This is a genomic window from Shewanella sediminis HAW-EB3 (assembly GCF_000018025.1).
Classification (GTDB): domain Bacteria; phylum Pseudomonadota; class Gammaproteobacteria; order Enterobacterales; family Shewanellaceae; genus Shewanella; species Shewanella sediminis.
On sequence record NC_009831.1, the window covers coordinates 1,863,711 to 1,877,684 of the forward strand.

Annotated in this window: 9 protein-coding genes; 4 read left to right on the forward strand and 5 right to left on the reverse strand. The window is 42.8% G+C overall.

Annotated features, from left to right (window positions below):
* Positions 1-17: 17 nt before the first annotated feature.
* From SSED_RS08100 to dinG, 5 genes are all read right to left on the reverse strand, one after another.
* Positions 18-287, reverse strand: coding sequence for a late competence development ComFB family protein (locus tag SSED_RS08100; protein ID WP_012141909.1), 270 nt, complete (start codon positions 285-287; stop codon positions 18-20).
* Between the two features lie 390 nt (positions 288-677).
* Positions 678-1,370: a DUF2057 domain-containing protein gene (locus SSED_RS08105; protein ID WP_012141910.1), complete on the reverse strand. Its 693-nt coding sequence runs from the start codon at positions 1,368-1,370 to the stop codon at positions 678-680.
* Positions 1,371-1,420: 50 nt separating this feature from the next.
* On the reverse strand, positions 1,421-2,089 hold the full coding sequence (locus tag SSED_RS08110; protein WP_012141911.1) for a primosomal replication protein: 669 nt from the start codon (positions 2,087-2,089) through the stop codon (positions 1,421-1,423).
* Complete coding sequence (locus SSED_RS08115) at positions 2,086-2,859, reverse strand: TSUP family transporter (RefSeq protein ID WP_012141912.1); 774 nt, start codon at positions 2,857-2,859, stop codon at positions 2,086-2,088. The genes SSED_RS08110 and SSED_RS08115 overlap by 4 nt, the downstream gene beginning before the upstream one ends.
* A gap of 8 nt (positions 2,860-2,867) precedes the next feature.
* Positions 2,868-4,940, reverse strand: a complete 2,073-nt coding sequence (gene dinG, locus SSED_RS08120) for an ATP-dependent DNA helicase DinG (protein WP_041421597.1) — start codon at positions 4,938-4,940, stop codon at positions 2,868-2,870.
* Positions 4,941-5,097: 157 nt separating this feature from the next.
* Here dinG and SSED_RS08125 point away from each other — a divergent pair, with 157 nt between their 5' ends.
* The 4 genes from SSED_RS08125 (at position 5,098) to SSED_RS08140 (ending at position 13,450) form a co-directional block, all read left to right on the forward strand.
* The gene (locus SSED_RS08125; RefSeq protein ID WP_041421598.1) at positions 5,098-7,521 is read left to right on the forward strand and encodes a DNA polymerase II; all 2,424 of its coding nucleotides are present in this window, start codon (positions 5,098-5,100) and stop codon (positions 7,519-7,521) included.
* A gap of 229 nt (positions 7,522-7,750) precedes the next feature.
* Positions 7,751-8,962 carry a porin gene (locus tag SSED_RS08130; RefSeq protein ID WP_012141915.1) on the forward strand — a complete coding sequence of 404 codons (1,212 nt, stop codon included), beginning with the start codon at positions 7,751-7,753 and terminating at the stop codon, positions 8,960-8,962.
* An 825-nt stretch (positions 8,963-9,787) separates the two neighbouring features.
* Complete coding sequence (locus SSED_RS08135; RefSeq protein WP_012141916.1) at positions 9,788-12,397, forward strand: TonB-dependent receptor; 2,610 nt, start codon at positions 9,788-9,790, stop codon at positions 12,395-12,397.
* Between the two features lie 96 nt (positions 12,398-12,493).
* Positions 12,494-13,450: a class I SAM-dependent methyltransferase gene (locus tag SSED_RS08140; RefSeq protein WP_012141917.1), complete on the forward strand. Its 957-nt coding sequence runs from the start codon at positions 12,494-12,496 to the stop codon at positions 13,448-13,450.
* Positions 13,451-13,974 lie beyond the last annotated feature (524 nt).

Below are 13,974 nucleotides of genomic sequence, written 5' to 3' on the forward strand. Positions count from 1 at the left end.
TCTATATTTTATTCAAATCACTCTTTTTCTTTGTTCAAGTTAGCCTTTAGAAATGCCCGCGACTTTTCCAATGCCGTTTGGATCTCTGACTTCATTTCTGCGAGTTCATTGTAATCTTCGAAGAAATAGGTATCGACCAGGTGGCGAATGTACCTGACCGGAAGCTGGTTGAGTGTGACACAGCAAAGATCAGCAAGATAATCGGCGGGTAACTCATCTAACAAGCCTTCATCGGATAATAGTTCTATTAAGAGTACTTCGTAATAATTTCGAATTTCTAGTTGCATAGAGATGCTCCATGATAATTATCGTAATTGCTATTAGCGAAAAAGCTACTGACCATTAGTTTGCTACCATAATCGGTTTGCAGCAATAGAAATTTTACCCGGCCTTTTTGATAATTCTAGTGCCAGTTTGTGATAACTGTCTAGCTACATATTGGAAATATAACCGTTTCTGGTTTTAAAAGGGCAGGCACCATAAAAGCAATGAGGAGAGTATAGGCATTGCGGATAGGGTAAAGGCACAAATTAGCTTGTAACTTGCGTTCTTAATTAGGTGATGAGTCACCTGTGCATGGCCGACGAGTGCTATCGAGAGTTAAGTGTTTGTGCGAAAAGTGGTGTTGAGAACTGATAACGCCAGCTCGTAGTGGCTGGCGTTTCACAAGGACTTGTTTACAGTTGTTTAATCGCCCAGCTCATGAACTCTTTACGGGTTTCTTTATCTGCGTGTAACCACCAGTATTGAAGCATTTGTTGAGCGTGTGCAGCATCGCTTGCTTTATCGCCTGAGACAGGAGTGGGGGTTATCCCGGCGTCGATAGGTGCAGGTTTACTGACTGGTGCAGTAGGTGTCGTGGATGCGATAACGGCACCACCTGTTGCAGCAGTGGCGACACTGGCAACATCCTGGCCATTTCCGCCACCGAAGAGAGTATTTACAAATGAATCTTCAGTAAATTCGGTCTGATCGACTCTATAGCTCACCTGACCCTTATCGCTTCGTGTGATCACGACCTGGGGAGATTTTGCAAAAGTTTTTGGTTTTTTTACAAAATCGCCATCGGCAGGTTTTAGTCGGTATTCATGATCGCCATCAACGTCAATAGCGATGATAAATGGTGATGACTTAACAAAGCTCTCACCGTCACTAAAATCATCCTCAACCATGTCATGGTAACGAATTGCAATTTTATGAGAACCATTGGTCAGTTCGAGATCGGCCTTATGATTGAATAGGCTGGTCTCTATTTTCTTCCCATCGATGGCAAGGTATTCGAACGCCATTGGAATATGCAAGTTGGCAGCCAGAACCGATGAGGAACCAAGCAGAGCGATGACTGCGGTGATTGGCTTGAGTGATTTCATTGTTACTCCTTAACGATAATAATTCGGATATATATCCAAACCAAACGGATCTAGTATCTTCTATTGGTTTGACTATAAGGGCGTTCAAACGCCTGAATACGCTCTTCTATATAGCTTATAGCTTGTCGGCATTTACCTAAACGTCGATGAACTAAAAGGATTTCATTTTGCATTTTGATTTTGTCAGCACTATGACAGTTTTCGAGTTCAGATTGCAAACTTTCAATTTTCTGCTCAAATTTCTGCACCCAATTATGGTGTTTATTGAGTTCTTCATAGAGTTGATGGCTGTTCTGCATCACGCCTGCAGCAATCCAGTTGAAGCCACTGTCATTATGGGTTTTCCTGCGGCGACTGCGAGCTTGTGCGATACGTGAGGTTTTTTGTTGTTCAGCCGATTTGACCCCAAGCGTGGTCGTATTTAAGGCTCTTCTTACCGCAGTGAACCTATCTTGTATACGCTCACAACTTACTGCGATAGTGCTTGCCGACAACTTATTTCTGAGTAACTTTTCTAACTGTTGAATACTCTTATTTATCTGCTCAATACAAGGCTTAAGTTCTGCACCGGTTTGAATGAAAAGCTCATCGTTAAAGCGTTCAGTGTCCTGAAGTAACCGTCTCTGGCCTTTGGGCAGTAAAGCGTCGTGTTGAAGCACTTCCTGTTCTAATTGTTTATGTTGGACTCTTAATCGTTTGAGTAGTTCATTTGTATTCAAAACCAAGCACTCCAGGCAAGTTTTGCTGCGGTCAATAGTACGATAGTTACAAACAGGGGCCTGATGAACTGCACCCCGAATTTTATCGCAGATCGCGCGCCAATAAACGAACCTAACATCATGCAGAGCCCCATGGATAGGCCAATTACCAGGTTGACTTTTCCCAGTGCAAAAAAGATTAACAGTGAGGTGAGGTTACTGGTGAATGTCATCGCCCTGGCCAAGCCACAGCTATGCAGAAGAGGGAGACGATGATAGGTAGTACTGCTGATTGTCCAAAAAGCGCCGGTACCAGGACCGGCAAAACCATCATAAAACCCCAATATTACCCCTTGGAGCCATTGTTTAACTGCAGTAGCCGGCTTTCTCAGTGGAGTAAAGCTGGTACAACCCATCGCATTTGGTTTTAATAGAGTATAAATAGCGATAACAATGATAATGACAGGCAGCCATTTTTCTAACCAACTCTTGTCAATCAGATAGACGATAAATGTGCCACTAACTGCACCGATAAAGGTCGCAATAAAAGTGTGGTACCAAAGATTTGGGGTAAAGAGGTTCTTTCGATAATAGGTAAATGCGGCCATAGATGAGCCAAAGCATGCCGCTAATTTATTCGTTCCTAAGGCTAAGTGCGGTGGGATCCCCACAGTAAGTAGCGCGGGGATAGACAATAATCCCCCTCCACCGGCAACAGCATCGATGAAACCTGCGATAAGGCCAATACCGGCTAATATGGCCCATGTTGAAGGTTCAAACAGTAAATCCAAAAGTATGCCTATTCAATTACGCGGCGAAAGGGAGGTAGAGCATCCAGTAATGATTTTCCATAGCGTTTACTGACAAGACGTCTGTCCAAAATCGTGATGCGGCCATAGTCTTGCTCTTTACGGAGTAATCTACCACAACTTTGTATCAGTTTACGTGATGCATCCGGAATCGTCAGCTGTAGGAAGGGATTACCGCCTTTAATTTTAATGTATTCGGCATGGGCCTGCTCTACGGGAGAGGTGGGCACAGCGAAAGGAAGCTTGGTGATGATCAGATTCGTCAGATATTCACCCGGAAGATCGAGTCCTTCTGAGAAGCTCCCGGTCCCAAAAATAATACTCGGCTCGTTTTCATCACAACGCTTCTTGTGATTGGTTAATATCTCTTGTCTCGATGCTGTACCTTGTAACTGTAATCCTGTCTTAATTTTGTTTTCAACGAGATCTGCCACTTTTTCCATCTGCCAATAGGAAGCGAATAGCACTAAGGTCGCTTGTTCACCTTCAATTAATGCCAGGATCTGTTCAGCAAGCTCTTCAGTATAACTGTCATCGGTAGGCTCAGTTTTCATTTGAGGCAAGAAGAGGGTGGCATTTTGCTCGAAATCGAATGGAGAATCTAAGGCCAGATAACGGCTGCCATCATCGATAGAGAGCCCTACCTGGCGGGTGAAATGGTTGAAGTTATTCAACGCCCGTAATGTTGCACTGCAAAGTACAACCCCAGCCGCTTTATCCCAGAGTAATTTCTCCAGCATAAAACCGACTTCGATTGGAGAGGCGTTAAACAGGTAATCAGTTTGTTTTCCTGTGATGAGTTCAATCCAACGTGCCATAGGGGCACCCTTGGGATTATCCTCCTTCGCCATCATTTTCCACAGTTTCTGTAGGTTTTCTAATCTTTGCAACATGAAGCCGGTTTCAGTTAGCAGTTGCTCAGATTGATGTTTAGGGATATCACCATCTTTAATCGCTTCACTGAGTAATACCAACATCTTATTAAACTGTTTCAGTGCCGTTGTCGAAACGGTGGCTAAGTTTTCAGCTTGTATCATTAGGGCTTCGGGCAATTTACCATGTTCGAACCGGATACGATTTTCAGGGTTATCGAAGCGCTTAGTTTGAGAGTCGCAGTAGTGGGCTATCTGATTTAATAAGCCTGTTAGATCGGTTACATGATCTTGCATCGCCTGAGCTGGGGCGATGATATGGTTACTCTTTATTTGATTTTGTAACTTGCTACTGGTTTTATCTATTTTATCTAACCAATCTATGGCGCCCCTTAATGTAGACTGGGCACTGGAGAAGTCTCGAGCCACCATAGGCAGGTGGTGGGCTTCGTCGATAATGTAGTAGAGCTCTTCGGGATCGGGAAGAATGACGCCACCACCTAATTCCAGGTCGGCAAAAAGCAGACTGTGGTTAGCTATCAGTACATCCCAGTTGTCGATATCTTCTCTGGCTTTGTGAAATGGGCAATTTCGATGACTGGCCAATTGGCGATGACAACTGTGTTTGTCGCAGGCAATCTGCTGCCATAAATAGTCGGGCAGTTGCGAGGTCAAGGTATCGCGTTCACCGTTCCATTTCCCTTCATGATAGTCTTTTAACAGGGCTTGCAGTTGCTTTACCTGACTATTGTCAGGCTTTGTTTGCCACATCGCCATTTGGGTGCCGTTGTCGGCGCCGATGAGCATCTCGAGTTTAGACAGACAGACGTATCTCTGCCGTCCTTTTACCAGACCGAACGTAAAATCTAATTCAGATTGCGCGAGAAAGAAGGGCAGATCTTTGTGTAAAAGCTGCTCCTGAAGGGCGACGGTTGCCGTGGCAATACAGACTTTCTTCTTACTGGCTAACGCAAGCGGAATCGAGCCTAATATATAAGCCAGAGACTTTCCGATCCCGGTTCCAGCTTCAACGACTATGATGCGTCTATGTTTATCGTATTCACCCGCCAGGGTTTTAGATATCTCTGCGACGATATAGTTTTGTTCCCGCCTGGAGCGGAAGTCAGGTAACGCCGAAGCAATACCTTTATATATGGTACGAATTTGAGTTTTTACGTCAGCAGATAACATGCGCATACAAAGAGAGAAATAGAGCTGTACATAATAACAGTGATTGCATAGCCTTAACTAGAATTATTTAGTTTATTGAGTAATACATTATCAGATTTGGTACTAGTATCGATCACCAACGAAACGTGAGTCAGGCGTTGAGGCTTGTTTAACTGTTATGAATAAAGAGATAAACCCCAATACTGCGCTAAAGGGAAGGGTGCTTTCACGGCATGTTGTTCAAGATTCAGCTTCATTATGGCTACATTATTATGTGAAAACTGAAAATGGCCCTGTTTTGGTCAAAGTTCCCCAAGCAGAATTCATCTGTTTTTGTGCCAGTGCTAACCTAGCAGCCTTGCTTTCAATCCCCGCACTCGGCGTGGTGAGAACCAAGGCGTTACCCTTACATAACTTTGATTTAGACAATGTCACCGCTATCTATTGTCAATCAAGACAAGGTTTCCGGCATCTGATCAAAGGTGCTATTGACTTAGGGATTGACCTTTTTGAAGCCGATATCAGACCCGAGCAGCGTTATCTTATTGAACGTTTCATCGCTCTGGATGCCGAATTTATGGGGCATTATGTCGAAGACATCCCCTCCTCGGCCCTTCCGGTGTTCATCGCCCAGCGCGCCAGGAAAAGATCTTTCGATATCGAATTAAAATCAATATCTCTGGATTTTGAATGTAGCTTCAATGGAGAGCTATATTCGGTGGGACTTTATGGACGTAATGAAAAAGGCGATGAGTATCAAAAAGTGATCATGGTAGGCAACCAGACAGATCAGGGCTCAAACAAGCAGCCAGATGGAGAGTTTGCTCGAATTGTCGATGATATCCAGTGGGTGAGTGACGAAAAAACACTGATTATTGCGTTGATAAATTGGTTTGCCGACTATGATCCCGATGTGGTCATTGGTTGGGCTGTTGTTACTTTCGATCTGGCTCTGTTGTACAGAAGAGCAAAACTCCACGGTATTGCCCTGACTATTGGTCGTGGGAAAAGCGAGCTTGGATGGAAAGTTGCAGATAAATATCGGCCTGAAACCCTGACCTTACCAGGCAGGGTCGTGCTCGATGGTATTGATTGGCTCAAAGCTGCATTTTATCGATTCGATAGTTTCTCTCTAGAGTTTGTCAGTCGAGCATTATTGGATCGCGGTAAGGCAATTCATAATGTAGAGAACAGAGGAGAGGAGATCACCGAGCTTTTTCACCAGAATAAGTTGGCATTAGCCCATTACAATCTTAACGATAGCCGTTTAGTTTGGGATATTTTTGAGAAAACTCAACTGTTTGACTTTGCCATTGAGCGCTCGAGGTTAACAGGTCTGGAGTTAGGTCGGGTCGGTGGTTCAGTTGCTGCATTTAATAATCTCTATCTGCCATATCTTCATAGAGCGGGTTACGTCGCTCCCTCCGGGGCTGCAAGCCAGGGACTCGAGAGCCCTGGTGGGTATGTGATGGACTCTATACCGGGTTTATATCGGGATATAGTGGTTTTGGATTTCAAGAGTCTTTATCCCTCTATCATACGTACATTCTTGATCGATCCTAAAGGGTTAATAGAAGGGCTATCATCACAGGAGTCCGATACAGTGGACGGTTTTCTGGGGGCAAAGTTTAGTCGGCGCTCACCCATCTTACCTCAACTGATAAAAACGTTAGCCGAGCACAGGGAGGAAGCAAAGGCTGAAAACAATGCTCCGCTTTCTCAGGCGATAAAAATTATCATGAACTCCTTATATGGTGTGCTGGGTTCGAAAGGTTGTGTATTTCATGATGCCCGCTTAGCAAGCTCTATAACACTCAGAGGTCATGAGATCATGAAGCAGACGCGTAAGTGGATTGAGGAGTTGGGCTACCAGGTGATTTATGGCGATACCGACTCAACTTTTGTCTGGTTAGGGGGGAAATCTCCCCAAACTGGTATCGGCGAAATTGGGAAGCAGCTGGTGGACATAGTGAACCGGAGGTGGAAAGAGAAACTTAAAAATGAGATGAAGCTCGACTGTTATCTGGAGTTGGAATTTGAATCTCATTTTGAACAGTTCTTTATGCCGACATTGAGGGGCTCATCGGAAGGGTCAAAGAAACGATACGTGGGAGCCTATACTAAACCCGATGGTGAACTTGAACTGGTCTTTAAAGGCATGGAGCAGGTGAGAAGTGATTGGAGTCCATTAGCCAGAAGGGTACAGCAAGAACTGTATTTTCGTCTTTTCTCTAAACTTGATGTTGTCTCTTTCTTGCGTGGTGTTATTGATGACCTGAAGCTGGGTAAATTGGATGATGAATTGATATTTACGAAAAGGCTACGTAGAGATATCAAAGACTATACCGCTAAGTCATCACCTCATGTAAAAGCGGCTCAGAAGATGTGTCAACATACCTCTGATGAGCAATATTCCAGAAAGGGTACCAAAGTCGAGTATCTCATCACGCTTAATGGGGCTGAGCCGGTTAAGTTTCAAAAGTCATCGATAGATTACGATTACTACATAGATAGACAACTTCAACCTATTTCTGATCCCGTTCTTACCATATTGAAAGTTAAATTCGAAAGTATTGCTTCTAATCAGTTATCGTTAATTTAATGGGGTGAATCTTAATGCTATGTTGAGTTTGTGTTGCGTTTCGGTGCGGCACTTGCTGCTAAAGGGTTTTAATGGGTTTTTTGCTGCTAAAAACCGCGATTTTTGTGACATTCCTCTTTGAGTGATTGCTAATATTTTGTTAGTCTCAATTGCAATCAGGAAGAAATAAAACAACGGAATGACACAAAATAGAATCAAGCAGACTGAAAACATTAAGGTTAGACATCACATGAAAAAGACTCTAGTAGCATCCGCATTAGCAGCCGTTATATTTGTTCCGTCGGTATCGGCAATCGAGATCTATAAAGACGACAAAAATGCCGTTGAGATCGGTGGATGGATGGATGCGCGCATCATCAACACTCAAGGGGCTACAGAAGTGGTAAACGGTGCATCTCGCATCAATTTTGGATTTACCCGTGAAATGAGCGATGGATGGAAAGCATTCACAAAGCTCGAGTGGAGTGTTAACCCGTTTGGAAACAGTGACATTGAATATAACAATGACAGTGCTTTTTCTTCTGAAAGTGATGAATTTCTTCATAATCGTCTAGGTTATGTCGGTCTTGGTCATGATACATACGGTAGCCTGACAATAGGTAAGCAGTGGGGCGCTTGGTACGACGTAGTTTATAACACTAACCTAGTGAACACTTGGGATGGTAACGCGTCAGGTACTTACACATATAACAAAGCCGATGGTGCTATTAATGGTACTGGTCGTGGTGACAACACCGTTCAATACCGTAATGCATTTGGTGATGTTAGCTTCGCTCTACAGGTGCAATTAAAGCAAGATAGCTTTGATTTGACAGAAAGCTCGCTGGATAATAATTCAAACCCTTTCCCAACAGCTGATAAAAACTTCATGACTGGAAGCTCTACAGCTTCTACTAGTGAAACTATTGCAACGGTTGAATACAACAATACCGTTGGTGGTTCTATCACTTATGCCGCAACAGATATGCTAACACTTACGGCTGGTTTCAACTTAGGTGAATTTGACGGTACCATGGCATCGGGCGAAGGTATCTCTGAAACAGATTACATTTATGGTGCTGGTTTGACTTGGGGTGGATTTGAGCAACCAGGTTTCTACGCTGCGATCAACATCAACAAGAACGAGTTCCATGATACAGATAACATGGGCCGCTTGATGCACGACGCTGTAGGTCTTGAGTCACTGTTCAGCTATAAGTTTGACAATGGCCTTAAGCCTATCTTTGCTTATAACTACCTCAAAGCTGGTGACGCATACGAAGCATTTTATAATGATGGCGAATTTAAGCGTCAGTTCATCGTCGCTGGTCTGCATTTTGTTTGGGACGAGCAAACAATGCTTTATATAGAAGCACGTAAAGATATGAGTGAATTCAATGCTGGTAACCAAACTCCAGATGAGAGTGATGGTGTTGCAATTGGCATAAGATATTACCTGTAAGATTACGATTTTTAGCTTTTGAAAAACGCCCCATGTGGGCGTTTTTTTGATTTAATTAGTCATGGCTTTACTGCGCAAATACCAGAGCTAATAGGATTGCGACTATTAATTAAGATAGAAGCTTTGAATAATTAGAAACTCTCTCTCTTTACTTTGTGCCAGCGAGCTCTTTCCAATTCCGTAGGATCACCATATATTCTTCTTCAATATAAAATGGGTAAAGTAAGTCACAACGATAATATAAGCAGTAGCTACATTTCATTTCTACCCAATCAAGTTAACCCCGCCTTGTCAATCCTTAGACCCTGTTCTAATTGAATTTATAAAATCATTAAAAATGGGCTATATGATAGAATATCACTCATTGTGTAACGAAATAATTACGCTTGTTGTGTGGGTGTTAATGTTAGCTGTAACTGATTAAATAGCATCCAATTATTCATTTCAACTAACCATATTCTCGTACTAATGGCACCAACTTCGCCTTTTTTGAGCTGGATTTTGCTGCAAAATATATCTAACACACTGTTTTATATGGTTGCAGGCTTAATGTTTAGACTGTGAGAATAAAAAGAGTAACCCTCTCAATATCTACATCATTCAATAGTAATAATAGAAATCTATCTAAAGAATTCAATTTTTTACACTCGCCTGTATATAAAATAGTCGAACGGATAACACCTCTGTAAAAAATACTGCTGACTTGTTGATTAAATGTTTCATGTATGGTCTTATTTGTTTGCGAATGTAGTTAGGTGTAACACTTTGTGTGCATCTGGATACATCTCATAATAAAATAATAAATAGAGTCCAGGGAGAAACAACATGTATAAGAACAGCTTACTAGCTAATTCAGTGCGTTTTGCACTAATTGGTGGCGCTGCAGCAACAGCTTTTGCAGTTCCTACAGTATTTGCGGCTGATGAAGCATCAGCAGATAAAGTAGAGCGAATTGAGGTAACTGGTTCACGTATTAAGCGTAGTGACCTTGAAGGTGCATCTCCTGTAACAACCATTACAGCTGAAGATATGAAGGTTGAAGGTAACTTTACCGTAGCCGATGCGCTACGTAACAGTAACCTTAACTCTTTCGGTTCTTTCTCTGAGCGCTCAGGTAGTTCTGCTCAGTCTCAAGCAACGATTAACCTACGTGGTGCCGGTTCAGATCGTACTCTGGTATTGATCGATGGTAAGCGTTTCCCTGGTTCACCAACTCTTGGTGGTTCTGCGGCAAACCTTAACGCTATCCCAATGGCGGCCGTTGAGCGTATCGAAATCCTAACCGATGGTGCTTCATCTACTTACGGTTCTGATGCGATTGCTGGTGTTGTAAACATCATCATGAAGAAGAACTTCCAGGGTCTTGAGTTTAGCGTTGGTGCTGGTAGTCGTGACCGAGATGATGGCATGACGAGTAAAGAATTTTCAGTTATTGCCGGTTATGAGATGGACAAGGGTAATATTACCTTTGCATGGGACCATCAGGACCGTGAAGGCATTGCTGATGCCGATCGTGAGTTTACTGCACCTTGGACTAATGATTTCGATGGTAACGGTATTATCGATGCCTACACCGAGACAGATGGCTGGAGTTATTACGGTGCGAACGTAAGACATCCGGATGGAACATTCCAGCCTTCAACAAATTGTGATGCGCTTATCGCACAATATGGTGAAGATACATTTAGAAAGATGTCTGGTGAACAGCAGTTCGGCCCAGGATCAGATCTATGTATGTATGCTTACGGTAACGTGTCTTATAACAAGGCATCGATTGACCGTAACACAGTTTATGTCGATGCAAATTATGAAGTAGCTGAAGATGTTGAGTGGTTTGGCCGTGTCATGTTCACCCAGAACACATCATTTGGTCGTTATGCTCCACCAGCAGCAAAGTGGAATAACATGGCAGCAGATCATCCTGAAAACCCATGGGATGTTGAAGCAACAGGTTACTACCGTTGGGTTGGTATCGGTACTCGTGATGGTACAGTTGATGATTACAACCAGGATTACCTAACGGGTCTTCGTGGTACTGTCAGCGCATGGAACGATGCTGAGTGGGAGTTCTACTACCACTACAACAAGGCCGATAACAAGTCTATGGGTGAGTACTACCTAAGTTACTCTGGCCTTGCTTATAACGAAGCAAACGGAATAGATTTAGGTTCTGAAGCTGGCATCAATAACATGAAGGCGACGACGCTGACTCAGGGAACCGCAGAGTTCCACCAGTACAACGCTGGTATTGGTTTCGATGCTTTCGAACTGCCAGGCGGTCAAGCGGCTCATTACTTCGGTATGGAATACTTCGAGCAAGATTTTTCTGAAGTTTATGATGCACAATCTGAAGCGGGTCTGATTGGTGGTAGTGCTGGTAACTCAGCAGGCGGTGACCGTCAGGTTTGGGCTGCATTCTATGAAGTTGCACTACCTGTTATAGACAGCGTAGAAGTTAACTTAGCAGTTCGTTACGATGATTATAGCGACTTTGGTGGCAATACAGCACCTAAAGCATCTGTTCGCTGGCAGGCACTTGATAATATCGTAGTACGTGCATCTTACTCAGAAGCATTCCGTGCACCGGCACTGGATCAGCTGTATGCGGCAACAACCTTCAGTGCTGAAGATGGTACCGATTACCCTGGCTGTACATCTAATGGAGTAGCTGAAGCTGATTGTAAAGAGCAGCAGTATGACACTTGGATCAGTGCAAACGGAGACCTAGGTCCTGAAACGTCTGAGTACATCAACTTAGGTGTTGCGTGGGATATCGTTGATAACTTCGGTATTAAAGTCGATTACTTCAACCTGAATATCGATAATGTGATCAGTCAGCGTAGTATTACTAACGTGATGGAAGGTATTGCGGATGGCACTCTAGCGACTACTGAAACTTTCTATGTTGACCGTGCACCGGGTACTGGTGGAGGTCTTGGTCCGGTTCTTGAGGTTGGTACCGGTTACGGTAACACAGATAAGTTAGAGATTAGTGGTGTCGATGTTGGCTTGAATGCAAACTTTGAAACAGAGGTCGGTGACTTCGCTATAAACTGGAACAACAGCTTCGTTCTGGAATACATTGAAGAAGTTACAGGTGGTCAAGCAGCAGAAGATACTGCTGGCTGGGCTGGTCAGCCAGACTATAAGTCAGTATTTACTACGACTTACTCAATGGGTGACCACAGACTATCTTGGAACATGAACTACACCTCTTCAACTTATGAGACTAAGGATGAAGGCGAGTTGGATTCATGGTTAATCCACAACATCAGCTACACTTATGATGTTGGTGCCTACGGCGCAATCATGTTTGCTGTTAACAACCTGACAGATGAAGATCCAGTATTGACTTCAGACGGTAAGTTTGAAGATACAGACCTTTATAACAACTATGGTCGTGAGTACACTGCACGTTATACACTTAAATTCTAAATTGAGTATTTAAGTTAAAAAAGACCCGTAAGGGTCTTTTTTTTTAGTGTTTTTCTGTATTATCTTCAAGTAATTACAATAACGAGAGTGAGTCGTATGAATAACCATTGGAGTGATTATTGGGAACAGGGGCACTTGACCTCTTTTGGTGAGAGTTTTAGCAGTAACTATACCGGGGTGTTAAATGAGATATGGGCACCACGATTCGAAGAGCTAACAAATGACTTTAAGGTATTAGACATCGCGACAGGTAATGGTGCTTTACCCTTGTTGGTGAGCGACTATCTGAAAAACAGAGCTGTTGAGGGTGAGGTGATAGGTGTCGATCTGGCGAAAATTAAGACAGATATTAATGCCGTTAACTTGGCTGACAACCTTAAAGTAAAATTATTATCAAATATTGACTGTATCGAACTTCCTTTTGAAAATGGACAATTTGAGCTAGTAATGTCCCAGTATGGAATTGAGTATGCGGATCTTAAAAAAGCGATCCCCGAAGCATTGAGAGTACTTAGCACTAAGGGACGACTCGCTCTGGTTATGCACCATGAAAACTCGCTAATTTTGAACCGAAACCGACGAATATTGTCGCTAATTAAATCTGAGGAGCTTGAAGAAATTTTCAATTTACTCAGAGGGATAGTCGATAAGATGGGAGAGGTGAAGAGTAAGCAAGATTTAGATAGAGTCAAGCAAGACCAAAGCTGTGAGGCCCTCAGAATACAGCTAAATGCAGCGATCGGTGTACTGGTCGATAGGGACGAATCGGCGCTTAAAGACTGTGAATTACTGAACTATGTCGCGACCCTATTTAAGACTGGATTGTTTTGGAATAAAGATAAAAAGCTGAACTATATTGAATTTGCAATACAACAGCTAAAAACACTCGATGTAAGGCTGTCCGAACTGGCCGATGCTGCACAAACTGAGCGCTCTTTAGCGGAGATTATTTCTCTCATTTCACAACATAATGCATCGTTGGACCACCTTTCATCGGTCGTGGATGAAAATAAGGATGTTTTGGGCTGGAATTTATTGATAACAAAGCAATAATTCAATTAACGATGAAAAGCCTTCGTGATTTTAATGTTTAAGTTGACGTTAGTCTTACGTCTCTTTTTTTTGGAATGTGTGATCTGGGACCGGAAGGCTCGCTCACGTATTGCGACCTAAGATTAAAGGGGGTAATTAGGATGGTTTTAACAATAATTATCCAGATATAGCAATGTAAATGTATACTGGTATAACCAGCTTTGGTTAATAACTTGTTAAATCTTGAAATATAATGTTAACAAGTTAAAGTTCAGTAAAAACAAAGGTTAATCCTGTATTTGTGGTTTTTTTTATTAGCCTCTTGTTAATGCGCTTTTTACTTAGTTGTCTGAAAAACTCCCTTTTGCTTGTTTTGCATCCTTTAAGGTCGTTTTCTACTAGTTTTAGACCGCTTCAATTGTTGACACAGGTCAACATTTTGTGAAATGATGCCAGCGGTGCTACGCCTTCGACGGCGTAGAAAAATAAGATAATAATTAACAATCACAAGAGAAAGACATACTTATAAACTGGAGATTCCTGCA

Coding starts and splice junctions, on each gene's coding strand:
- SSED_RS08100 (WP_012141909.1), bottom strand. CDS start 287: ATGCAACTAGAAATTCGAAATTATTACGAAGTACTCTTAATAGAACTA.
- SSED_RS08105 (WP_012141910.1), bottom strand. CDS start 1,370: ATGAAATCACTCAAGCCAATCACCGCAGTCATCGCTCTGCTTGGTTCC.
- dinG (WP_041421597.1), bottom strand. CDS start 4,940: ATGTTATCTGCTGACGTAAAAACTCAAATTCGTACCATATATAAAGGT.
- SSED_RS08125 (WP_041421598.1), top strand. CDS start 5,098: ATGAATAAAGAGATAAACCCCAATACTGCGCTAAAGGGAAGGGTGCTT.
- SSED_RS08130 (WP_012141915.1), top strand. CDS start 7,751: ATGAAAAAGACTCTAGTAGCATCCGCATTAGCAGCCGTTATATTTGTT.
- SSED_RS08135 (WP_012141916.1), top strand. CDS start 9,788: ATGTATAAGAACAGCTTACTAGCTAATTCAGTGCGTTTTGCACTAATT.
- SSED_RS08140 (WP_012141917.1), top strand. CDS start 12,494: ATGAATAACCATTGGAGTGATTATTGGGAACAGGGGCACTTGACCTCT.